Genomic DNA, 22,176 nt, shown 5'->3' on the forward strand with positions numbered 1-22,176 from the left:
TCATAGGGACGCGTGTCCGGGCGGACCGGGTCGAAACCCGCCGGGGGGTGTGTCCGGCGCGGGGTCGTGGAAGGCATGCCGGGGTGGAGGACGCAGAGGTGGTGATCATCGGCGCCGGTGCGGCCGGCCTCTCCCTGGCACGCCGGCTGGCCGCGACCCGCCCGGCCGGCCCGGTGGTGCTGCTGGAGCCGCCCGACGGCCCGCTGCGCAGCCCGGTACGCACCTGGTGCTGGTGGGAGGCGGCGGACGGCGGGGAGTACGACGCGGCGGTCCGCGCGTCCTGGGACCGGATCGCCGTGCACGGCCCCGCCGGGGAGCGGGTGGAAGCGCCGCTGGCGCCGCTGCGCTACAAGATGCTGCGGTCGGACGACTTCGAGACCCTGGTCGCCGGGGAACTGGCCGGGCACCCGGCCGTACACCGGCTGCCGGGCGCGGTCACCGCCGTCCACGACGGCCCCCGGGCCGCCGAGGTGGTCGCCGACACCCCGGGCGGGGTGCTGCGGCTGCGGGCCCGCTGGGTCTTCGACTCCCGGCCGCCCAGGGAGCTGCCACCCGCCCGCACCCGGCTGCTCCAGCACTTCCGGGGCTGGTTCGTACGGACCGCCGAGGCGGCCTTCGACCCGGCCGTGGCGCTGCTGATGGACTTCCGCGTCCCGCAGCCGTCCGGCGGCCTGGCCTTCGGCTATGTGCTGCCGACCGGACCGCGCGGGGCGCTGGTGGAGTACACCCGGTTCTCCGCCGACCTGCTCGGCCGCGACGCCTATGACGCCGCACTCGACCGGTATGTCCGCGAGGTGCTGGGCCTCGGCCGGTTCCGGACCACCGGCACCGAGCAGGGGGCCATCCCGATGACCGACGGGGCCTTCCCGCGCCGGGTGGGCGCCCGGGTCTTCCGGATCGGGACCGCAGGGGGCGCCACCCGCCCCGCCACCGGCTACACCTTCAGCGCCATCCAGCGGCAGTCGCGCGGCATCGCGCAGGCGTACGCGGCCGGGCGGGTTCCCGTCCCGCCCCCGCCGCACCGCCGCCGCCATCTGACGATGGACGCGGCGCTGCTGCGGGCACTGGACCGGGGGCGGCTGGACGGCGCCGCGTACTTCACCGGGCTCTTCCGGAGCCATCCGCCGGGGCGGCTGCTGCGCTTCCTGGACGGCGGGTCCACCCTGCGCGAGGAGGCCATGGTGGGCCTGCGCGGCCCTGTCGTACCGATGGCGCTGAGCTGCGCCGAACTCCCCCTGCTGCGGCGGCGTCCCCGCGTCGGCCGTCCGGGGTAGGCGGGGCCGGGTCGCGGCGCGTCCGCCCGCCCGGGTCTGCCCGGCGCCGTAGGGTCACCGCGCCACCGCACCCGTGGAAGGGCTGGTTATGACGCTGCTTCAGGGCCGTGAGCTGGCCGACGCCTTCGACCGCTCGGCCGCCGCCTACGACCGGCTGGTGGGTGCCAACCCCGGCTACCACGCCCATCTGCGGCTGGCCGCGCGCCGGCTGGGGCTGCCCGCCGGCGGTGCCGGATCGCGCGTACTCGACCTGGGGTGCGGCACCGGCGCCTCCACCGCCGCGCTGCTGCGGGCCGCCCCGCAGGCCCGGATCACGGCGGTGGACGCCTCGGCGGGCATGCTGGAGCGGGCCAGGGCCAAGCACTGGCCGCCGGAGGTCACCTTTGTCCACTCCTCCGTCGAGACCCTGGCCGAGACCGGCGTGACCGGGCCCTTCGACGCCGCCTTCGCCGCCTATCTGGTGCGCAACACCGCCGACCCGGACGCGGTGCTGGCGGCGGTCCACGGGCTGCTGCGGCCGGGAGGGCGGCTGGCGGTCCACGAGTACGCCCTGACAGGTGCTCCGGTGCACCGGGCGGTCTGGTCCACGGTCTGCTGGGGCGTGGTGATCCCGCTGGGCGCGGCGGGTCCGGGCGGCGCCCGGCTCTACCGCCACCTGTGGCGCAGCGTGCTGGGCTTCGACACCGCCCCGGCGCTACGGGACCGGCTGCTGCGGGCGGGCTTCGACGAGGTGCGGATCGCTCCGGTCACCGGCTGGCAGCGGGGCATCGTGCACACCTTCACGGCGCAGCGACCGGCGGCGGCGGAGTGAGCGGCGCTGCGCTGGGGGACGGCGGTACGGCGCCGCGCCGGGGCCGGGACCGGCGGGCCCGGCGCTGGCCGCTGCCCACCGGGCGGGAGCGGGTGGCGTCGCCGGCGCCCCGGGTCGCGGTCGTCGGCGGCGGCATCGCCGGGCTGGCCGCCGCCACCGCACTGGCCGAGCGCGGCGTCCTGGTGGACCTGCTGGAGCGGCGCCCGGTGCTGGGCGGCCGCCTCGCGGGCTGGCCGACCACGCTGGCGGACGGCTCGGCGGTGACCATGAGCCGGGGCTTCCACGCCTTCTTCCGGCAGTACTACAACCTGCGTGGACTGCTGCGCCGCGCCGACCCCCGCCTCGCCATGCTGACCCCGCTGCCCGACTACCCGCTGCGGCGTCGCGGCGGCGGCCAGGACAGCTTCGCCCGGGTGCCCCGGACCCCACCCTGGAGCGCCCTCGGCTTTGCCGCGCTCAGCCCCTCCTTCACCTGGTCGGGGCTGGCCCGGATGGCTCCCCGGGCCGCGCTGCCGCTGCTGGATGTGCGGGTGCCGGAGGTGTACGAGCGGCTGGACGGCATCAGCGCGGCGGACTTCCTGTACGCCGTGCGCTTCCCCGAGGAGGCCCGGCACCTGGCATTCGAGGTCTTCTCGCGCAGCTTCTTCGCCGACCCGGGCGAGCTGTCCGCCGCCGAACTGGCCCTGATGTTCCACATCTACTTCCTGGGCTCCGCCGAGGGGCTGCTCTTCGACGTGCCCGCCGAACCCTTCCCGCAGGCGCTCTGGGACCCGCTGGCGGCCTATCTGCGCGGGCACGGCGTACGGCTGCGCACCGGCACGGCGGTCGAGCGGGTACGGCCGCGCGCCGGGGGCGGCTTCGCGGTGGCGGCGGACGGCGGGCGCCCGGAGGTGTTCGACGCGGTGGTGCTGGCCCTGGACACCGGGGGGCTGCGCGACCTGGTGGCCGCCTCCCCCGCCCTGGGCGACGCACCGTGGCGCGGCCGGATCGCGGCGCTGCGTCAGGCCCCGCCGTTCCTGGTCTCCCGGCTCTGGCTGGACCGGCCGGTCCGCCCCGGGCGGGCGGGCTTCCTGGGCACCAGCGGCTGGGGGCCGCTGGACAATGTCAGCGTCCTGGAGCGCTGGGAGGGCGAGGCCGCGCGGTGGGCGGCGCGCACCGGCGGCTCGGTGGTGGAGCTGCATGCGTACGCCGTCGGCCCGACGGCGGACCGCGCGGCGATGCAGCGGCGGCTCCGGGCCGAACTGCACCGGGTGTACCCGGAGACGGCGCGGGCCCGGCTGGTGGACGCGCGCCATGAGTGGCAGGACGACTGCCCGCTCTTCCCGGTCGGGGGCTTCGCCGCCCGCCCGGGGGTCGCCACCCCGCAGCCGGGCCTGGTACTGGCCGGGGACCTGGTACGCACCGATCTGCCGACGGCCCTGATGGAGCGCGCCGCCACCACCGGCTTCCAGGCGGCCAACCTGCTGCTGGAGCGCTGGGGCGTACGAGGCCAGACCCTCTGGTCCGTACCGACCGCCGGCCGTTCACGGCTGCTGCGCACACTGGCCGCCCACGCCTGACCACCCGCCCGCGCTCAGCCCCTCCGGCCCGCACCCCAGCCACACCCGACCACCGCGCCGCCCAGCCCGCGCCCCACCACCGCGCCCCGCCCCCGCCGCGCACAGCCCCTCCCCCTCCAGCGCGCACCCATCCCCCAGCCACGCGCGCCCCCCTCACCCAGGAAACCGCCCCTCCGCCCGCAGCTCCCAGCGGCGTTCGGCGTAGGCGAGGTCGTCCCGCCAGAGCCGGGCCGCAGTGCGCCGGACCAGGAGGCGCAGCAGCGGTGCGGCGCGGCGGGCGGCGGTGAAGCCCGGGCGGCCGGAGTGGGCGACCACCGCCTCCACCACCGCCGTGCGAGGGGAGCCGCCGTCCGCCGGCCGTACCGGGGTGGCGTGGGTCTCGACCACGCTGGTGGCGCCCTCGCCGTCGAGGATCCGCATCACCACGGTGCGCGGCCCCGGCGCGGTGAAGGAGGCCCGTACGGGAACGCCGATCCGGCCGCTCAGCCGGAAGGCCACCTCCACCACGAAACGGTCCTCGGCCGGGTCGCCGGTGTCCGGCCCGGGGGCCTGTACGACGGTGAGGTCGGCGAAGGCGTAGGGGTGGAACCAGGCGCCGTGCCACGGGTCGAGGCGGTTGGCGACCACGTCCTGCGGCTCGCAGCGGCCGACGGAGGTGGTGACGGCGGTCAGCGAGGCGGCCGGGTCGGGGCGGGTCGGGATCGGCGGGGCCGGGGTGGGGGCCTCGCCGCCGGCGGTGTCCAGCCGTACCCAGGCGAGCAGCCCGTCGTCGTGGGCGGGGAACGGCGCCCAGCCGGGGAAGCCCTCGGCGCCCAGGGACAGGCCGTGCCAGCGGCAGACCAGCCGCCCGCCGACCACGGGGCTGGTGTGGAGCGGGGCGCCCAGGTGGGGGCAGGCGCCGGGCCCGGCGTGCAGGCGTCCGTCGGCGCCGCGCCAGGCGACCAGCTCGGTTCCGGCGACGGTCCGGCCGAGGGGTCGACCGGGGCGGACCTCGCTGCTGGCTCCCAGCACATACCAGTTGCCCGTGGGCCGTGCCAGGGCGCGGGCCAGCGCGGCGGCGATGACGGCCGGACGGGCGTCGTCCCAGGTGGGCCGCTGCTCGGCCCATCCGGTGCCGCGCAGCAGGCCCAGCGGGATACGGGAGGCGCGGCCGGTCATCCGGTGGTCTCCCGGAGCGGGCGGGGGCGCAGGGCGGCGGCGGTCCGGGCCCGGCAGCGGGCCAGGGCGACCCGGCCGAGGCCGCCGAGGGCGGTGGCGGCGCGGCGGTGTCCGGCCACGGTGACCCGGCGGTGCAGGACCGCGTAGTCGGCGCCCTCGATCTCGTCCAGGATGCGGCGGTAGAGGGCCAGCGCCGTGGCGACGCAGGGCCGTGACACGGGGTCGAGCATGGGGATGCCGAGCGCGGCGTAGCGGTAGACCCGGCGGTTGGCCTGGACCAGGTCGCGCAGCGCCTCCCGGACCCGCCGGTCGGTGCGGCCGGTGTTGCGGCACCAGCGCAGCAGGGCCCGGTCGGCGCCGTGCGCGGCGAGCCGGTCGGCGGGCAGGTAGACGCGGTCGCGGTCCAGGTCCTCGCCGACGTCGCGGAGGAAGTTGGTGAGCTGGAAGGCGACGCCGAGTGCGGCGGCGTGCGGGGCCGCCTCGGCCTGCGGCGAGGTGGTGCCGAGGACGGGCAGCACCTGGAGGCCGATCACTGCGGCGGAGCCGTACATATAGGTGTGCAGGTCGGCGAAGGTGGCGTAGTCGGTGACGGTGAGGTCCATCCGCATGGACGCCATGAAGGCGGCGAAGTGGCGGTGGTCGATGCGGTGGCGGGCTGCGGTGTCGGCCAGCGCGGCGACGACCGGGTGTTCGCTGCGCCCGGTGGAGAGGCCCTGGTCGAGGTGGCGTTCCAGCCTTCGCAGGGCGCGGTCACGGGCGGCGGGCGGGGTCTCCGGGGCGAGGTCGTCGACGATGTCGTCGGCCCAGCGGGCGAAGCCGTACAGGGCGTGGACGGCGGGCCGCCGGTCGGGGGTGAGCAGCCGGGTGGCGAGGAAGTAGGTGCGGCCGTGCCGGGCGTTGAGCTGTCGGCAGCGCAGGTAGGCGGCGCGCAGCGCGGGGTCGGTGATGCCCGCGCTGTCGAGTTCCCGGGCCGTCATACGGGGGCCCCGGGGCGGCGGTGGACGCCGGTGATGCGGGCGGCGGCGAGCTTGCCGGAGAGCAGCACGGTGGGCACGCCGACGCCGGGGACGGTGCCGCAGCCGGCGAGTACCGCGTTGTCGGTGCCGCGCACCAGGTTGCGGGGGCGGAAGGGCCCGGTCTGGGTGAGGGTGTGGGCGGCGGAGAAGGGGGTGCCGGCGGCGTGGCCCTGGGCGGCCCAGTCGGCGGGGGTGACGATCCGTTCGGCCTGGACGGAGCCGTCGAAGCCGGACAGGCCGCGCCGTTCGAGTTCGGCGACCAGCCGGTCCCGGTAGGCGGGCCCGAGTGCGGTCCAGTCCAGTGGCCCGGTGTGCAGATTGGGGCAGGGGGCCAGCACATAGTGCAGATGGCGGCCGGCGGGGGCCAGGTCGGGGTCGGTGGCGGTGGGGCGGGTGATGAGCAGTGAGGGGTCGGTCATGGGCGTACCAGTGCGGGTCAGCTCCTGGAAGGTGCGGTGCCAGGCGTGCCCGAAGGAGAGCGTGTGGTGGGCGAGCCCGTCCCAGGTGCGGTCGGTTCCGGCGTGCAGCAGGAAGGCCGAGGGGGACCAGCGGAGCGGGGCGGGGCGACGCGGGGACCGTCCGAGCAGCCGGTGGACGGTCGGCAGGCCGGGGGTGAGGACCACGGCGTCGCAGCCGATGCGGTCGCCGTCTGCGGTGCGGACGGCGCGGATCGTGGTGCCTCCCGGTGCCCGTTCCAGGGCCGTGGCCTCGCTTCCGTGGCGCAGGTCGGCCCCGGCCCGGCGGGCGGCCTCGGCGAGCGCCCGGGGTACGGCGTGCATGCCGCCGCGTGGGAAGTACACACCGGCGACGGTGTCCATGTACGCGATGACGGCGTAGGCGGCCAGTGCGCGGGCCGGTGGCACTCCGGCGTACAGGGACTGGAAGGAGAAGACCCGGCGCAGCCGCTCGTCCGGCAGGAACCGGGCGATGCGCGGACCCAGCCGCCCGAAGCCGCCGAGCGCGGCCAGCCGGGCGAGGTCGGCGCCGAGCAGGGAGAGCGGGGAGTCGAAGTTGGCGTCGATGAAGCTGCGCATCTGCACCCGGTGGAGTTCGGTCAGCCAGCGGCGCAGCCGCCGGTAGCCGACGACGTTGCGGGCCCCGGCGAACCGTTCCACCTCGGCCTCCATCGCCGCCGGGTCGGTGTGCACATCCAGCTGGGAGCCGTCGGCGAAGCGGGCGCGGTAGGCGGGGTGCAGCGGGACCAGGTCCAGATGGTCTTCGGTCGTGTCGCCCACGGCGGCGAACGCCTCGTCCAGCAGGTCGGGCATGGTCAGTACGGTGGGGCCGGTGTCCAGCCGGTAGCCGGCCATCTCCTCGCGGCCTGCCAGGCCGCCGCAACGGGGGCCGCGCTCCAGGACGGTGACGCGGCGTCCGGCGCCCAGCAGGTGCAGGGCGGCGGACAGGCCGGCCAGGCCCGCGCCGACCACCACCACATGGTCGGTGCGCCCGGGAACGGTCCTCATGCGTCCTGCCTTTCGTGGTCGCTCGCGCCGCTCTGCTGGGGTGCGCGACCGCCCCGCGACCGCCGGGTGCGGCACCGTCCGCTCACCGGGCTCCCCCGGCTCGGCCGTCTGCGGCCTGCTCGGCCGCGATCTGACGCCGGCACAGGATGCTTGAGCGGCCGGGTGCCGTCGTCGAACCGCTACGGACGGACTGGGCCGGGTCTTCCTCCCCCGCTGTTCCGGTCACCCCCGACGGTCACCCCCGACGGCCGCACCCGCCCCGCCGTCGCATCGCTCCCGCCCGGGGCCCCGTGCCGGGCTTCAGCCCGGACGCCGTCTGCTTCGCCTGCCGGGGCGGTGACCGCTTGGCCAGGGGCGGTCCCCGCCCGAGCAGGGGCTCGGGCAGGGACCAGCCTCCCGGCGTGCCATGCGCTTGTCACGCCGGCAGCGTGCAGGCCCGGAGTGTCCGGGCCGTGTGGCCGTCAGCCCCGGTCGCGACCGAAGCCCTTCTCGCCGTGGCGCCCGCCGTGGCCCCAGCCGTTCCCGTAGCCTTCGCGGCCGCTCCGCTCGGTCCGGCTGTAGTCGAACTCGCGCTCCTCGCTCCGGCGGACGCCGCGCTCGCGGTGGCGGCGGGTCTCGGCGTTGATGCAGACGTTGCCGCCGGTGGGGTTGAGGGCGGCGAGCAGGCTGATGCCGTTGCCGCACACGTTGATCGGCACGGTGATCGGCACCTGGATCAGGTTGCCGGACAGGACGCCGGGCGAGCCGACGGCCGCGCCCTCCGCGCCTCCGGCGTACGCGGTGCCCGCTCCGGTGGACATCAGGCACCCGGCGACGGCCGTCAGGACAGCCGCCTTGGTGATCTTGTTCATTGAGGAACTCCTCAGGTGAAGAAGTGGTCGCCCATGTCGATGCCCGGGCGGCGGGGACGAGAACGGGTGCGGCCCGCAGGCTCACCCGGAAGGCCGCCCGGCTCTGCACGATCAGCCCAAGGCGGTGGGACCAACCGGGGTCCGGCGGGCAGCCTCAGCGACGGCGGCGCTGCTGGGGCTGCCGGCGCTCTCCGGCACCGGTGCCCGCCGCGTCCGGCTGCGACCGGGTACCGTCCCGGCCCCCGGCCGCCCGTCGGTCGCGCCCTCCCCTGGCAGCGCGGTGACCGCCCACCACATCGCCGAGGGCGGCCACCAGCGCCAGCAGGACGAACCCGGTCGCCACCGTCACCCCGCGCTGGAAGGCCCCCGCCCAGTCCCCCGGGTGGGAGTTGACCCGGGCGAAGAAGACGGAGCCCACCGCCGCGATGCCGAGGGACGAGCCGATCCGCTGCGCGGTCTGGAGGACGCCCCCCGCGCTGCCGGCCCGGATCACCGGGACCTCGCTCAGCGTCAGCGTCTGGTTGGGCGAGATGACCAGCCCACTGCCCAGGCCCGCGAAGAGCAGCGGGGCGGCCGTCACCCAGCCGGCCCCCTGCCCCGGCACCAGGTGCACGGCGAGCGCCGCACCGGCCAGGCCGATTGCCACCATCACCAGCCCCCAGACCACCAGCGGCCTGCCCAGGCGGTGCACCATCCGCCCGCCGATCGCCGCCGCGACGGCCGAGCCCAGGGCGAAGGGGGTGATCGCCAGGCCGGCGATCAGCGCGCTGTAGTGCAGGCCGTTCTGGAGGTAGAGGGTGAAGATGAAGAAGATCGCGGTGAAGCCGGCGAAGTACACCAGCGAGAGCAGCGCCCCGAGCGCATAGGACCGGGCCTGGAAGAGCCGCAGGTCCACCAGCGGTTCGGCGCGGCGGCCGTAGTGCTGCTCCCAGACCGCGAAGGCCGCCAGCAGCAGCCCGGAGACCGGGAGCAGCAGCCACTTGGCGCTGCCCGGCCACTGCTGCTCCTGGACGAAGGGCAGCAGGAGCAGCACCGTGCCCACCCCGAGCAGCAGCACCCCGGCCGGGTCGAAGCCGCCCGGCCGCCGGTTGCGGGCGGCCCCCGGACCGGGCAGCAGCCGGTACGCCACCGGGAGGGCGGCGATGCCGATGGGCAGGTTGACGTAGAAGACCCAGCGCCAGCCCTCGTGGGCGCCGAACGCCTGGATGAGCAGGCCGCCCAGCAGCGGGCCGACGGCCGTGGAGATGCCGATGGTGGCGCCCAGCAGCCCGAAGGCGCGGCCGCGCTCGGCGCCCTGGAAGAGCTGCTGGACGAACCCGGAGACCTGGGGCATCAGCACCCCGCCCGCGATGCCCTGGACCAGGCGGGCACCGACCAGCCACCCCTCGTTCTGGGCGGCCCCGACCAGTGCGCTGGCGGCGGTGAAGAGCGCGAGTCCGGACATGAAGACGGCGCGGCGGCTGCGGGCGTCCCCGAGCCGCCCGGCGGGCACCAGGGCGAGGCCGAAGGTGAGCGCATACCCGGAGAGCACCCACTGGAGGGCGCTCTCCGAGGTGTGCAGACCGGTCCGGATGGACGGCAGGGCGACATTGACGATGGAGACGTCGAGCAGCGTCATGAAGCCGGCGATCAGGCAGACCGCGAGAGCCTGCCAGCGGTGGGCGGCCGGCGGTTGCCCGGGATCGCCTCCCGACCTGCCGAGGGCGGCGGATGCTGTGCTCACTGAGGGGCCCTTCGCGCGTCGTCGAATCCCCGGCGGGCCGGAGCCGGTCCCCGATCCACCGTGGTTCCCCTCTGTGGCTGCTGCCCCGGGGCGCCGCCGCGATGCGGCCCGATCCCGCCCGCGGCCGCCGGGCGCCGCCGCTGCGGCCACGCCGCCACTCGGACCAATGCGGCCCCCGGCGGTGGCCGGTGCGGTGGACTTCCCCCGCCTGCCCATGCGCGCGGACACGGCGCCGCACACTTTGGAGGAGCGAGGAATGAAGAAGCTCGGCATGCTGGCGGCCGCAGCCGCCCTGGTGGGGCTGGCTGCCGCCCCCGCCCCGGCCCGGCCGGCCCTTCCGAACGCCACGACCCAGCGCTTCCTCGGAGACGCGCTCCGGGCGGTCAACGCCGTACGGGCGAGGCACCACGCCCCGCCGCTGGTCCTGGACCGGCAGCTGTCGGAGTACGCGGCCACCCGGGCCCGGGAGGTCTCCCGGTGGGAGGGGCTGCACGGCGGCCACGGCGGCGGTCCGCATCCCGGCACCGCCGAGAACATCTACTGGGGCGGCGGCTCCGCCCCCGTGGTGCGCACCGCCGATGAAGCGGTGGCGTCCTGGTACCGCGAGGTCCGGGAGTACGACTTCAGGCACCCGGGCGGCTCGCCGTCGACCGGCCGGTTCAGCCAGCTGGTCTGGAGGGCCACCACGCGGATGGGGGCGGCGCGGGTGGCCGGGCAGGGGCCGCAGTGGTTCGAGACGTATATCGTCTTTGTCTTCCGGAGCCCGGGGAACATCCGGGGGGAGTATGCGCGGAACGTCCTCCCGGCCGAGCCGGGCCAGGTCGCCAAGCCGGGGGCCGGGGCGAGGCCGGGGCCGGGTACGGAACCGGCTCCGAGGCCGGGGGCCGAACTCAAGCCGGGTACGGACCCCAGGCCGGGTACCGACCCCGCGCCGGGGCCGGGCGCGGAGCCCGTACACGGCGCGGAGCCCGGGCGTGGGCACGCCCCGGGGGCCGAGGCGGCGCCGCAGCCTGCACCGGGGCGGGCTGACTGACCCGGCGGACTGACCCGGCGGAGGACGGCGTCACACTCGCCAGGGGGTGACGCCCCACCGGAAGACATGGTGCATCCCCGGCGCGAGCGCGACCAGGTCGGTGCCGCTGCGGAAGGCGTCCGGCGGGCAGGACATCGGCTCGACCGCGACACCCCGGCGCCGCTCGGGCCCGGCGAGGGTGTCGCCGGTGAACACCTGGACCACCCTGGCGCCCTCGCCCAGCCATAGGTCGGTCCCGTACTCCCCGGAGGGGTGGGCCAGCCGCACCACGGTCCGGCCGTCGGCACCGGGGTCCAGGTCGGTGAAGGCGGTGTCCAGCCGAAGCGAGCCGATCGGGCGGGGGCCGCGGAAGTCGTACGGCGTCCCCTGCACCTCCTCGCTGCCCAGCGGTATGCCCCGCTCGTCGGTGCGCAGCCGCCGGCGGGCGGGGACGGTCAGCAGCGCGGCGTCGACCGGTTGGGTGTCCACGGTGAGGTACGGGTGCTGGCCCACGCCGTAGGGCGCGGCGGTGCCGGAGAGGTTGCGTGCCGTGACGGTGACCGAGAGCCCGGTGGGGCCGAGCGCGTACTGCGCCCGCAGGTCCAGGTGGAAGGGGTAGCCGGGCTGCGGCCAGAGCGTGGCGGCGAGCACCACCCGGTCGTCCTCCTGCTGCTGCGGCTGCCAGGAGGTCCAGCGGAGCAGGCCGTGGATGGCGTTGCCCCGCCGGGGCTCGGTGAGCGGCAGCTGCCGGTCCTCGCCGTGCCAGTGGTAGCGGCCGTCCCTGATCCGGTTGGGCCAGGGCACCAGGAGCTGCCCGCGCCCGCCGGTGATCGGCTGGTCGGCGGCGAAGCCGTCGAGGACCGGGCGGTCGCCGGCGGTGTAGCGGCGCAGTGCGGCGCCCAGTTCGACGACGACGGCGCGCTGGTCGCCGTGGGCGAGGGTGAACTGCTGCCCGGTGGCGTTCTGGTCGGTCTGCGGCACCTGCTGCCTCCTTGTGCGGGCGGCCCGGCAGCGGCGATCCCGGCCGACGGGTGCCGGCCGGGATCGCGGGTGGGGCGCGGTGGGGCGCGGTGGGTACGGGCGGTCAGGTGGCCGTGGCCGTGCCCTCGCCGGTGCGGGCGACCAGTGCCCAGATGATCAGGATGTCCAGGGCGATCACCACGATCGCCCAGAGCGGGTACCACGGCAGCCACGCGAAGTTGGCCAGCATGCTCAGCCCCGCGAGGGCGACACCCACGGCCCGCGCCCACAGCGCACCCGTGAAGAGCGCAAAGCCCGCGAGGGCGAGCACGATGCCGAGGATCAGATGGATCCAGCCCCAGCCGGTCAGGCTGAACTGGTAGGAGTACTGGCGGGTGATGACCAGCAGGCTGTCCTTGGCGATGGCGGAGACGCCCTCGAAGACCGCCATCAGTCCGGCAAAGATCATCATGACCGCGGCGAACACCGTCCAGCCGGACACCATGGGGTGTCCGGTGCCCCGGGGTGCGGTGCCGGTCCCCGCTCCGCTGACGTGACTGGCCATATCGGCTCCTCGGGAGTAGTGGGCCCTGCGTGCCGACCGGCCGGGCCGGTCGGCGGCCCCCCGAACAGCGTCGCATCAGCCGCGCCGGTCGGCATCTCCGCCCGGAGAGAGCCGCCCTGACGTGCGGAAACCCCTGCCCGAACGGCCCTATGCCGCACAGGGCACGCGGTGCGGCCAGAGAGCCCGCAGCCACCTGGTGGACGCATAGAGGCCGCATGTCGGACAGCGAGACCCAAGCGGCGGGGCCGCCGTACGACGCCCCGAGGCCACAGCGCCGCCGGCGACTGCTGCTGGTCTCCCTGCTGCGCTCGGCGGGGCTGCTGCTCGCCCTGTACTACGCACAAGACCCGCACCCACCAGCAGGACGGTTACAAGGCCCACCTGGCCATCGAGCCCGAGACCGGCTTATAGACCGCTGTTGCCCTGCGACCCGCAAACTCCGCCACCGGGGCACCACCGCCAACGACACCTGGCTCCACACCCGAGCCGCCGCCCTCAACCTCCGCCGACTGATCAACCTCGGACTCACCCGAACCCACGGCACCTGGCAGCTCGCCCCGGCCACCGGATGATCAGAGGGGCCGCCGGCCTCCGGCCGGACAGCCCCTCAGCAAGATCTTCATGACTCTTCTAGGCAGTGCGGCCGTCGCCGCCCGAGCGCCAGGCTTCCAGGCCCGCCTGCGATGCCTGGCGGGCCTGCTGGAGCCTGGCCGCCGCCCGCTGGCTGGGCGGTACGTCCAGTTGCCGCACCCATCGGCGCCCTGCGGTGGCGAGGGCGAAACCGGCGAGCGCCATACCGGTGAACGCCAACAGGGCACCGCCCGCCGTGAGCACGGCGCCGACCGTGACAAGCCGGGTGTCGATCTCGATGGCCCGGGAGGTGGAGAGGTGATGGTTCATGGACTTCACGATGCTCCACGGTGGGGCAGCCCGCATCCCGGGCAGTCCCTACGGGTCCGGCTGGCCGCCCCGGCGGGGTTCGGCCGGTCAGGGCTTGCGGTGGCGGGGGCGGGTGCGCTCCCGGTAGCCCAGGCCGCCCATCAGGAAGAGCAGCGTCCCGGCGCAGATGGCCAGCACCAGCAGGGCGAAGCCGATTATCTCCAGAGCGATCACCACGGCCCCTTCCACTGGGCGACATGACCGGTACGCCCCATTAAGGCATGGCGGCGCGGCCAGTGCAGAAGTCCCCGGCCCTCGCTCTCGGGTCCGGCTACACGGACGCCTGGGCGAACCAGCCCGGGGCCGACGTCAGCCCCCAGATGACCACGCCGTCGATGATGACCACCAGCACCGCCAGCACCGGCGCGGAGGCGATGAAGAACATCCACCGCACGGCGCTCGCGACGGCGAACGCCAGGGCCAGCAGCCGTCCGGTGACCCGCTGGCGGCCGGTCAGCGCCCAGGCGGCGTAGAACGCCAGCACGGCGGTGACCAGGTCGAAGACCGCCCACCACGCGTACGGGGAGCCGAAGACGGCGAAGGCGCGCGGGTAGAGCCAGTCGCTGCCGGCCCACTCGGTGACCGCCGCGATCACCAGAAAGGTGCCGAGCAGCACCATCATCACCGAGGCGAAGGCCACCCGGCTCGGCATCGGTTCGGCGGGGGAACGGTCGCGGGAGGAACGGTCGCGGGGGGAGCGGCCGGCGGATGGATCGCGGTACATGGTCCGGTCTTAGCACCGGGGGGCGGGCCGGGCACGCCGGGCCACGACGACGCTCCCCCGGTCGGGTGCGGGGCCCGGCCGGGGGAGCGGATGCGACGGGGTGTCAGAGGATGGCGCCGGGAGCGTACTTGGCGGCCTCGGGGTGCCGGTCGGCGACCTCCTGGATACGGCGGACCACCTCGGCGACCTGGGCCCCGGCCGCTCCGGTGAAGGAGAGCCGGTCGGCGAGCAGCGCGTCGAGCCCCGCGCGGTCCAGCGGGATGCGGTCGTCGGCGGCGAGCCGGTCGAGCAGCTCGTTGTGCCGGGCGCCCTCGCGCATGGCCAGCGCCGAGGCGACGGCATGCTCCTTGATCACCTCATGGGCGGTCTCCCGGCCGACCCCGGCCCGCACCGCGCCCATCAGCACCTTGGTGGTGGCGAGGAAGGGCAGGTAGCGGTCGAGTTCGGCCTCGATGACGGCCGGGAAGGCGCCGAACTCGTCCAGCACGGTGAGGAAGGTCTCCAGCAGGCCGTCGAAGGCGAAGAAGGCGTCCGGCAGGGCGACCCGGCGGACCACGGAGCAGGAGACGTCGCCCTCGTTCCACTGGTCGCCGCCCAGCTCGGCGGTCATGGAGGCGTAGCCGCGCAGGATGACGGCGAGGCCGTTGACGCGCTCGCAGGAGCGGGTGTTCATCTTGTGCGGCATCGCGGACGAGCCGACCTGGCCGGGCTTGAAGCCCTCGGTGACCAGTTCGTGGCCGGCCATCAGCCGGATGGTCTTGGCCAGGCTGGAGGGGGCGGCGGAGAGCTGGACCAGGGCGCTGAGCACCTCGAAGTCGAGCGAGCGCGGGTAGACCTGGCCGACGCTGGTGAGCACCTGGTCGAAGCCGAGGTGGCCGGCGACCCGCCGCTCCAGCTCGTCCAGCTTGGCGGCGTCGCCGCCGAGCAGGTCCAGCATGTCCTGGGCGGTGCCGACGGGGCCCTTGATGCCGCGCAGCGGGTAGCGGCCCAGCAGCTCCTCGACCCGGGCGAAGGCGACCAGCAGCTCGTCGGCGGCGGTGGCGAACCGCTTGCCGAGGGTGGTGGCCTGGGCGGCGACATTGTGCGAGCGCCCGGCCATGACCTGCTCGGAGTGGAGGGCGGCGAGGCGGCCGAGCCGGACCAGCACGGCGACGGTGCGGTCGCGGACATGCTCCAGGGACTGCCGGATCTGGAGCTGCTCGACGTTCTCGGTGAGGTCCCGGGACGTCATGCCCTTGTGGATCTGCTCATGGCCGGCCAGGGCGCTGAACTCCTCGATCCGCGCCTTGACGTCATGCCGGGTGACGCGCTCGCGGGCGGCGATCGAGGCCAGGTCCACCTGGTCGACCACGCGCTCGTAGTCGGCGACGGCGTCGGCGGGGACCTCGATGCCGAGGTCCTGCTGTGCCTTCAGCACGGCCAGCCAGAGGCGGCGCTCCAGCACCACCTTGTGCTCGGGGGACCACAGCCGGGCCAGCTCCGTGGAGGCGTACCGGGCGGCGAGGACATCGGGGATGTTGGGCTTGGCGCTCACGTTTCGCAAGCCTAACAGTCCTGGTCAGCGGGGAGCCGTCCGGGCCGGTCCGGCGGCCCCTGCCCGGCCGCCGGCCTCGGCGGTCAGGCGGGCGGCGGTGACCATGGCGTGGATGCCCAGGACGGCGCAGTCCAGGGCGTGCTCGAAGTCCCGCTCGCGGACCGCGCCGACGCCCTCGGTGCGGCGCGGCTGCACCAGCTCGGCGTGGAGCACCAGACCGGCGTCGGTGCGTACGGCGGTGTCGTACGCGATCTCGTACAGCTCGTCCTCGGTCGCGCCGGTGAGCCGGGCACGCTCGCGCCAGTGGCCTTCGGTGGTGGCGAAGCCGTAGATGAACTGGAAGACCAGCGAAAGGGCGCCGGCGTACTGCTCGGGGGGCAGGCCGCTGCGGGCGATCACCGCGATGGCGGTGCGGGAGAAGCGCGCCGAGCGCGGGCCGAGGTTGAGGTAGGTGCCGTGAAGGCGGGTGGCCCAGGGGTGGGCGACCAGCACCCGGCGCCACTCGCGGGCCAGGGCGCGCAGCTGCTGGGGCCAGTCGTGGTCGGCCCGGTCGGGGTCGGGGTCGGGCGGGCCGTCGGGGACCTCGGGCAGCGCCATGTCGGCCAGCACCTCGTCCAGGGCCAGTTCCAGCAGGTCGTCCTTGTTGTCGACGTACCAGTACACCGACATGGGGGTGACGCCGAGGTCGGCGGCGAGTCGGCGCATCGAGAAGGCCGCCAGTCCGTCGGCGTCCAGCAGCCGTACGGCGGCGCGGACGATGCGGTCGCGGCTGAGCCCGGCCGGGGCCTGGCTGCCGCGCCCGCCGCTGCGCCTCTCGGTGCGGCTCTCGCGGGGCGGCCGCAGCCAGACGCTGGTGTGCGGGTAGTGGCCCTTGTCCTCTGCCACCTGCGGCCTCCCTGCGCTCTGCGGCCCCCGTCCGGGGCCCGCACCCCCGATCGTATGCGGCGGACGGGCCGCCTCGGGGGTGCGGGCCGGGGCGGTCAGCCCGCGACCTCGGCGCGGTCGCCCGGCCCCTGGGCAGCCGCCGGGGCGGCGCGGTCGCCGGCCCGGCGCAGCAGGTGTCCGGCGACCAGCCCGCCGGCCAGTACGGCGGCGGCGCCGATCAGCTGACTGGCCGTCAGCCCGCTGGTGAACGCCTGCCTGGCCCGGTCGGCGAGGGCGGCGGCGTCGGGCCCGTCCGCCGCGTGCCGCAGCGCGTCGGGAAGCGAGCGGGCGGCGTCGCCGCCGAATCCGGCGGGCAGCCCGGCGGCGAAGCGGGCGGTGAGCAGGGCGCCGAGCACGGCCACCCCGACGGAGGTGCCCAGCTCGGAGAGGGTACCGGCCAGTCCGGAGCCGACGCCTGCCCGCTCCGGGGGGATGGCGCCCATGAGCGCGGCGGCCATGGCGGGCTGGGCGAAGGCGACTCCGGCGCCCATCAGCACCAGCCCCGCGCAGGTGCCGGCGTAGGAGCCGTCGCGGCCGAACAGGGCGACCGCCGCCAGGCCGCCGGCCATCAGCGCCATCCCGCCGGCGATGGCGACCGGGGCGCTGACCCGGGCAGCGAGGCGGGCGCCGAGGCCGGTCATATTGAGGGCGACCACGGTGGCGGCCATCGGCACCACCCGGACTCCGGCCTGGAGCGGGTCATAGCCCAGTACGAACTGGAGCTGCTGGGTGAGCAGGAAGAGCGAGCCGCCCATGCCGAAGGCCACCAGCACACCGCCGGATATCGCGCCCCGGAACCGGGGGTCGGCGAAGAAGCCCATGTCGAGCATGGGGTGCTCGGTGCGGCGCTCCCAGTGGACGAACCCGGCCAGTGCGGCGGCGCCGACGGCGGCGGAGGCGAGGGTGCGGGCGCCGGTCCAGCCGTGCTCGGGGCCCGAGATCACCGCGAAGACCAGGCCCAGCATGGCGGTCGTGCAGAGCGCGGCACCGAGCAGGTCGGGGCGGTCGCCGCGCGGGTCCTTGGACTCGGGTACCAGCCGGGCGATGGCCACCAGCCCGAGGACGACGACCGGGAGGTTGACGATGAAGACCGAGCCCCACCAGAAGTGGTCGAGCAGCAGCCCGCCGATGACGGGCCCGGCGGCGAAGCCCAGGGAGGTGACCGCCGCCCAGCCGCCGATCGCCTTGGGCCGCTCCTCGGCGTCGAAGACGCGGACCAGGATGGCGAGGGTGGTGGCCATCAGCAGGCTGCCGCCGACGCCCATCCCGGCCCGGGCGGCGATCAGCCGGCCGGGGCTGTCGGCGAGGGCGGCGGCGAGCGAGCCACAGCCGAAGAGGGCCAGGCCGATCAGCTGGACGCGCTTGCGGCCGTAGCGGTCCGCCAGCCCGCCGGCGGTGATCAGCAGCCCTGCCTGGGCGAGGGAGTACGCGCTGACCATCCACTGGACGTCGGCGGTCCCGGCGCCGAGTTCCCGGGTGAGGGAGGGGACGGCGACATTGAGGACGGTGTTGTCGAGGACCACGACCAGTTGGGCGAGGCAGAGCACGCCAAGGATCAGCCATCGGTCGGGGCGGCGGACGGCGGGGGATGTCATCAGGCTCTGCTCCTTGTACACCGTAGAATGACCTACAGCGTAGAAGAACCCTTGTACGGCGTACAAGCGGGTTTTCAGGAGCGGCCGGAGCCGGGGTCAGTCCCGCTCGGCGGGGGTCAGCAGCGGCAGCAGCCGACCGCAGAGATCCCGGAGGGCGCTCCGCTGGTCGGCGTCGAGGGCGTCGAAGGCCCGCTGCGTCCGGTGCATCTCGGCCTGGACGGCCTGCAGCGCGGCGCGGCCCTCCTCCGTGGCGACCACGATCTTGACCCGCCGGTCGGCCTCGTCCGCCTGCCGCAGCGCAAAGCCCCGGGCCTCCAGGCGGTCCACGATGCCGGTGACATTGGAGGCGTCGCAGCCGAGCCGACCGGCCAGCGCCCGCATGGGCACCGGCTCCCGCACTGCGCCGAGCGCCTTGGCCTGCACGGAGGTCAGGCCGAGGCGGCCGGCGGCAGCCGCGAAGTCCTGGAGGTAGGCGGCGCACACGGCGGCGACCGCCTCCATGAGCTCGGCGGTGGTAGGAGCGGTACTGGTCTCGGCCATGGGGTCACCGTACGGCAGCCCTACCGGCGCGGAGCTACCGGCCGTCGTTCACCCGGCGCACCAGGCGGTCGACCACCGGCATCATCTTCTCCACCCCGCCCGCCGTCGTCGGCGCGGTGCGGTAGCGGCCCTGCACCACGATGCTCGGCAGTTCCGGCACGGCGTAGCGCTCCAGCAGCCTGGGCGCCTCCCGGGTCTCCCGCCGGACCTGGGCGGACTCATAGGCGCCACGGAAGCGGGCCCGGTCGACGCCCTGCCCGGCGGCCCAGTCGGCGGCGGCAGCCTCGGTGGTGAGGCTGCGGTGCCGGTCGCGCACCGCGTGGAAGACCGCGCCCTGCAGGCGGTCGACCAGGCCCAGCCGCTCCAGGGTGTAGTAGAGGCGGGCGTGCGCGGCCATCGCGGGGGCACCCGGCCAGACCGCCGGCACCCGGCGCAGCCGCACATCGGCGCGGTGCCGAGCGGCCCAGGCGGCGAGTGGCTTCTCCAGGCGCTGGGAGTGCGGGCAGTCGTACCAGAAGAACTCCACCACCTCCCGCTTGCCCGACTCCCGGACGGCCTGCGGGTGGGCGAGCCTGACATATCCCTGCCGGGTGTCACCGGCGGAGGCGGAGGAGGCGGCGGAGGCGGGGCAGAGAGCGGTGGCCAGCGCCGCCAGCAGGGCGGCGCCACGCGTCAAGAGCTTCATTGCGGCACCCTGGCACCGCCGGGGCGGCGGCTGCCGCAGGGCACACGGCGGCGCGGCCCGGATTCGCCCGCTCAGCCGCCCGGCGGACCGGCCGCCGGTAGACCCGGCGGCTCAGCGGACCAGCAGCTCCGCCAGCCGTTCCAGGTCGGCCTGCGGGTCGGCGGTGAGACCGGTGTGCACCGGCCCGGGCTGCACCACGGTGCTGCGCGGCGCGGTCAGCCAGCGGAACCGCTGCCCGGGGCTGTCCGCCGCCGCCGGCCCGGCGTGCTCACCGCCCAGGCAGACGCCCTCCACCCCGCGCAGCGCCCGCCGCACGCCCTCGACGTCCGCCCGGGGGTCGAGCGCCAGCAGCCGCGCCTCGTCCAGGTGGGTGCGTACGCCGACGAAGCCGGCCGTACGGCAGTAGAGCAGCACCCCGACGTTGATGCACTCGCCGCGCTCCACCCGGGGCACCGCGCGCAGCACCGCGTACTCGAAGTCATGCCGCTCCGGCTGCTGCTGCTCCCTGCTCATGCGGCCACCTCCGGGAGCCAGTCGCGGGGGCCTGCCATCCGGGCCGCGAGCTGCGCGGCATACGCCTCGCGGACCGCGTCGGGGGTGGCGAAGCCGGGCTCGTCCAGCAGCCACTCGTCGGGGATCAGGGCCGCCGTCTCGCGCAGCAGGTCCTCGGTGACCAGCGGTGCCAGGTCGCGGTCGGCCGCCGCCAGGTCGGGGGCGAACCGGGCCAGGGCGTGGTCCCCCGCGTCGAAGGGGCGGCGGGCCCAGGCGGCGGCGCCGGGCCAGTGGTGGTGGAAGATCAGGCAGGCGCCGTGGTCGATCAGCCAGAGCTCGCCGCCGACCGAGAGCAGATTGGGGTTGCGCCAGGAGCGGTCCACATTGCCGATCAGCGCGTCGAACCAGACGATCCGCCCGGCCAGCACCGGGTCGACCTCGAAGCAGAGCGGGTCGAAGCCCAGCGCACCGGAGAGAAAGGCCATGCCCAGGTTGAGGCCGCCGCTGGCCCGCAGCTGCTCCTGCACCTGCTGGTCGGGTTCGCTGCGGGCGAGTACCGGGTCCAGCCGCAGCCGCAGCAGCTCGGGGACCCGCAGGCCCAGCCGCCGGGCCAGCTCCCCGGCCAGCACCTCTGCCACCAGGGCCTTGCGGCCCTGCGCGGCGCCGACCCACTTGGCGAGATAGAGCCTCAGGTCGTCGCCCTCGACGACGCCCGGCATCGATCCGCCCTCACGCAGTGGCGTCACATACCGGACCGCCGTCACCTCGGGAAGCACCGTGACACCCTACCGTCCGTGATCGGCGCCCCCGACCTCCAGGCATGATCCGCTGCCGGAGGGTGAGGAGCAGTGGCGAGGCGGTCCGCGCGGGTGGCGGGGCCGTGCCCCGCGTGCGACTGTGGCCGCAGGCGGCAGCGGCACCGCAGCTCACGCAGGCCGGCGGCAGTGGCAGGAGCGACAGAGTCGGGACCAGCAAGTGAGGGATGCCTGATGGAACGACCCCGGATCCTGGTGGTGGGCGGCGGCTTCGCCGGTGTGGAGTGCGCCCGGCGGCTGGAGCGCAGACTGTCTCCGGCCGAGGCGGAGATCGCCCTGGTCACGCCCTACAGCTACCAGCTCTACCTGCCGCTGCTGCCCAATGTCGCCGCCGGAGTGCTCACCCCGCAGTCGGTGGCCGTCTCGCTCCGCCGCACCCTGCACCGCACCAACATCATCCCGGGCGGCGCGATCGGCGTGGACACCCAGGCGAAGATGTGCGTCATCCGCGCCATCACCGACGAGGTGGTGGTCAAGCGGTACGACTACCTGGTGCTGGCCCCCGGCAGCATCACCCGGACCTTCGACATCCCGGGCCTCAACCAGTACGCGCGCGGGATGAAGACGCTGGCCGAGGCCGCGTACATCCGCGACCATGTGATCGCCCAGCTGGACCTGGCGTCGGCGACCCAGGACCGGGCGGAGCGCGAGTCGCGGCTCCAGTTCGTGGTGGTCGGCGGCGGCTACGCGGGCACCGAGACCGCCGCCTGCCTCCAGCGGCTCACCACCGCCGCCACCAAGCGCTATCCGCGCCTGGACCCGCGCCTGGTCAAGTGGCACCTGATCGACATCGCCCCCCGGCTGATGCCCGAACTGGGCGACAAGCTCGGCCGCACCGCGCTGGACATCCTGCGGCGGCGCGGCATCGACATCTCGCTCGGGGTCTCGGTGGCCGAGGTCGGCGCCGACAGCGTGAAGTTCACCGACGGCCGGCTGATCCCCAGCCGCACCCTGATCTGGACCGCCGGGGTCGCCGCCAGCCCACTGGTGGGCACCCTCGGCGCGGAGACGGTCAAGGGCCGGCTCGCGGTCACCGCGGACATGCGGGTACCGCAGCTCGACGGGGTCTTCGCGCTCGGCGACGCGGCGGCCGTACCGGACCTGGCCAAGGGCGACGGCGCGGTCTGCCCGCCGACCGCGCAGCACGGGCAGCGGCAGGGCAAAACGGTGGCCGACAATGTGGTGGCGCTGCTGCGCAACCAGCCGCTGGCGGCGTACCGGCACCGGGACCTCGGCCTGGTGGTGGACCTCGGCGGGGCGGACGCGGTCTCCAAGCCGCTCGGCGTGGAGCTGCACGGGCCCGCCGCGCAGGCGGTGGCCCGTGGCTACCATCTGATGGCGCTGCGCACCAATGTCGCCAAGGCCCGGGTGGCGGTCAACTGGACGCTCAACGCGACCGCCGGCGACGACTTTGTGCGCACCGGCTTCCAGGCCCGCCGTCCGGCGGCGCTGCGCGACTTCGAGTACACCGATTCCTACCTCACCCGGGAGCAGGTCAAGGAGTACACCACCTCGCTGCTGGCCAAGGGGTGACGC

General features: G+C 75.3%; 23 protein-coding genes. 6 read left to right on the forward strand and 17 right to left on the reverse strand.

The window, feature by feature from the left end; translation table 11 throughout:
- The first annotated feature begins 83 nt into the window (after window positions 1-83).
- The 3 genes from C7M71_RS02885 (at window position 84) to C7M71_RS02895 (ending at window position 3,644) form a co-directional block, all read left to right on the forward strand.
- Window positions 84-1,274 (forward strand): lycopene cyclase family protein, encoded by a 1,191-nt coding sequence (locus C7M71_RS02885; protein ID WP_111489720.1) that lies wholly within the window; start codon window positions 84-86, stop codon window positions 1,272-1,274.
- 88 nt (window positions 1,275-1,362) lie between these two features.
- On the forward strand, window positions 1,363-2,085 hold the full coding sequence (locus tag C7M71_RS02890) for a methyltransferase domain-containing protein (RefSeq protein WP_111489721.1): 723 nt from the start codon (window positions 1,363-1,365) through the stop codon (window positions 2,083-2,085).
- A complete protein-coding gene (locus C7M71_RS02895; protein WP_229758496.1) occupies window positions 2,082-3,644 on the forward strand; it encodes an FAD-dependent oxidoreductase in 1,563 nt (520 codons plus the stop codon). The genes C7M71_RS02890 and C7M71_RS02895 overlap by 4 nt, the downstream gene beginning before the upstream one ends.
- Window positions 3,645-3,797: 153 nt before the next feature.
- Here C7M71_RS02895 and C7M71_RS02900 read toward each other — a convergent pair whose 3' ends face one another.
- From C7M71_RS02900 to C7M71_RS02920, 5 genes are all read right to left on the reverse strand, one after another.
- Window positions 3,798-4,802, reverse strand: a complete 1,005-nt coding sequence (locus C7M71_RS02900; RefSeq protein WP_111494338.1) for a DUF5914 domain-containing protein — start codon at window positions 4,800-4,802, stop codon at window positions 3,798-3,800.
- Entirely contained in the window at window positions 4,799-5,779 is a 981-nt protein-coding gene (locus C7M71_RS02905; RefSeq protein WP_111494340.1) for a phytoene/squalene synthase family protein, read from the reverse strand. The genes C7M71_RS02900 and C7M71_RS02905 overlap by 4 nt, the downstream gene beginning before the upstream one ends.
- A complete protein-coding gene (gene crtI, locus C7M71_RS02910) occupies window positions 5,776-7,281 on the reverse strand; it encodes a phytoene desaturase family protein (protein ID WP_111494342.1) in 1,506 nt (501 codons plus the stop codon). The genes C7M71_RS02905 and crtI overlap by 4 nt, the downstream gene beginning before the upstream one ends.
- A 461-nt stretch (window positions 7,282-7,742) precedes the next feature.
- Entirely contained in the window at window positions 7,743-8,132 is a 390-nt protein-coding gene (locus C7M71_RS32845; RefSeq protein WP_111494344.1) for a chaplin, read from the reverse strand.
- A 154-nt stretch (window positions 8,133-8,286) separates the two neighbouring features.
- Entirely contained in the window at window positions 8,287-9,855 is a 1,569-nt protein-coding gene (locus C7M71_RS02920; protein WP_111494346.1) for an MFS transporter, read from the reverse strand.
- A gap of 256 nt (window positions 9,856-10,111) precedes the next feature.
- On the opposite strand from C7M71_RS02920, the gene C7M71_RS02925 reads away from it, so the two are divergent.
- Window positions 10,112-10,888: a CAP domain-containing protein gene (locus C7M71_RS02925; RefSeq protein ID WP_111494159.1), complete on the forward strand. Its 777-nt coding sequence runs from the start codon at window positions 10,112-10,114 to the stop codon at window positions 10,886-10,888.
- Between the two features lie 30 nt (window positions 10,889-10,918).
- Here C7M71_RS02925 and C7M71_RS02930 read toward each other — a convergent pair whose 3' ends face one another.
- Both C7M71_RS02930 and C7M71_RS02935 read right to left on the reverse strand, forming a co-directional pair.
- A complete protein-coding gene (locus tag C7M71_RS02930) occupies window positions 10,919-11,848 on the reverse strand; it encodes an aldose 1-epimerase family protein (protein WP_111494157.1) in 930 nt (309 codons plus the stop codon).
- A 103-nt stretch (window positions 11,849-11,951) separates the two neighbouring features.
- Window positions 11,952-12,392, reverse strand: coding sequence for a DUF7144 family membrane protein (locus C7M71_RS02935; protein WP_111494155.1), 441 nt, complete (start codon window positions 12,390-12,392; stop codon window positions 11,952-11,954).
- Window positions 12,393-12,607: 215 nt separating this feature from the next.
- Here C7M71_RS02935 and C7M71_RS02940 point away from each other — a divergent pair, with 215 nt between their 5' ends.
- Window positions 12,608-12,964, forward strand: a complete 357-nt coding sequence (locus tag C7M71_RS02940; RefSeq protein ID WP_111494153.1) for a hypothetical protein — start codon at window positions 12,608-12,610, stop codon at window positions 12,962-12,964.
- Between the two features lie 58 nt (window positions 12,965-13,022).
- Here the strand turns inward: C7M71_RS02940 and C7M71_RS02945 are convergent, their stop codons facing one another.
- The 10 genes from C7M71_RS02945 to C7M71_RS02985 form a co-directional block, all read right to left on the reverse strand.
- The gene (locus tag C7M71_RS02945; RefSeq protein ID WP_111494151.1) at window positions 13,023-13,292 is read right to left on the reverse strand and encodes a hypothetical protein; all 270 of its coding nucleotides are present in this window, start codon (window positions 13,290-13,292) and stop codon (window positions 13,023-13,025) included.
- Between the two features lie 87 nt (window positions 13,293-13,379).
- The gene (locus tag C7M71_RS32480; RefSeq protein WP_265737637.1) at window positions 13,380-13,508 is read right to left on the reverse strand and encodes a hypothetical protein; all 129 of its coding nucleotides are present in this window, start codon (window positions 13,506-13,508) and stop codon (window positions 13,380-13,382) included.
- A 94-nt stretch (window positions 13,509-13,602) separates the two neighbouring features.
- Window positions 13,603-14,055: a DUF7144 family membrane protein gene (locus C7M71_RS02950; protein ID WP_111494149.1), complete on the reverse strand. Its 453-nt coding sequence runs from the start codon at window positions 14,053-14,055 to the stop codon at window positions 13,603-13,605.
- A 103-nt stretch (window positions 14,056-14,158) separates the two neighbouring features.
- Window positions 14,159-15,589: an adenylosuccinate lyase gene (purB, locus tag C7M71_RS02955; RefSeq protein WP_407675850.1), complete on the reverse strand. Its 1,431-nt coding sequence runs from the start codon at window positions 15,587-15,589 to the stop codon at window positions 14,159-14,161.
- 24 nt (window positions 15,590-15,613) lie between these two features.
- Window positions 15,614-16,474: a TetR/AcrR family transcriptional regulator gene (locus tag C7M71_RS02960; RefSeq protein WP_111494145.1), complete on the reverse strand. Its 861-nt coding sequence runs from the start codon at window positions 16,472-16,474 to the stop codon at window positions 15,614-15,616.
- A gap of 95 nt (window positions 16,475-16,569) precedes the next feature.
- The gene (locus tag C7M71_RS02965; RefSeq protein WP_114914144.1) at window positions 16,570-18,108 is read right to left on the reverse strand and encodes an MFS transporter; all 1,539 of its coding nucleotides are present in this window, start codon (window positions 18,106-18,108) and stop codon (window positions 16,570-16,572) included.
- Window positions 18,109-18,204: 96 nt separating this feature from the next.
- A complete protein-coding gene (locus tag C7M71_RS02970) occupies window positions 18,205-18,648 on the reverse strand; it encodes a MarR family winged helix-turn-helix transcriptional regulator (protein ID WP_111492689.1) in 444 nt (147 codons plus the stop codon).
- A gap of 34 nt (window positions 18,649-18,682) precedes the next feature.
- Complete coding sequence (locus C7M71_RS02975) at window positions 18,683-19,333, reverse strand: thiol:disulfide interchange protein DsbA/DsbL (protein WP_111492690.1); 651 nt, start codon at window positions 19,331-19,333, stop codon at window positions 18,683-18,685.
- 111 nt (window positions 19,334-19,444) lie between these two features.
- Window positions 19,445-19,846: a DUF3037 domain-containing protein gene (locus C7M71_RS02980; RefSeq protein WP_111492691.1), complete on the reverse strand. Its 402-nt coding sequence runs from the start codon at window positions 19,844-19,846 to the stop codon at window positions 19,445-19,447.
- A complete protein-coding gene (locus C7M71_RS02985; protein WP_111492692.1) occupies window positions 19,843-20,601 on the reverse strand; it encodes a HipA family kinase in 759 nt (252 codons plus the stop codon). Before C7M71_RS02985 ends, C7M71_RS02980 begins: the two co-directional genes overlap by 4 nt.
- Window positions 20,602-20,814: 213 nt before the next feature.
- On the opposite strand from C7M71_RS02985, the gene C7M71_RS02990 reads away from it, so the two are divergent.
- Entirely contained in the window at window positions 20,815-22,173 is a 1,359-nt protein-coding gene (locus C7M71_RS02990; RefSeq protein ID WP_111492693.1) for an NAD(P)/FAD-dependent oxidoreductase, read from the forward strand.
- Window positions 22,174-22,176: the final 3 nt, after the last annotated feature.

The sequence above is a fragment of the Peterkaempfera bronchialis genome, assembly GCF_003258605.2.
GTDB lineage: Bacteria > Actinomycetota > Actinomycetes > Streptomycetales > Streptomycetaceae > Peterkaempfera > Peterkaempfera bronchialis.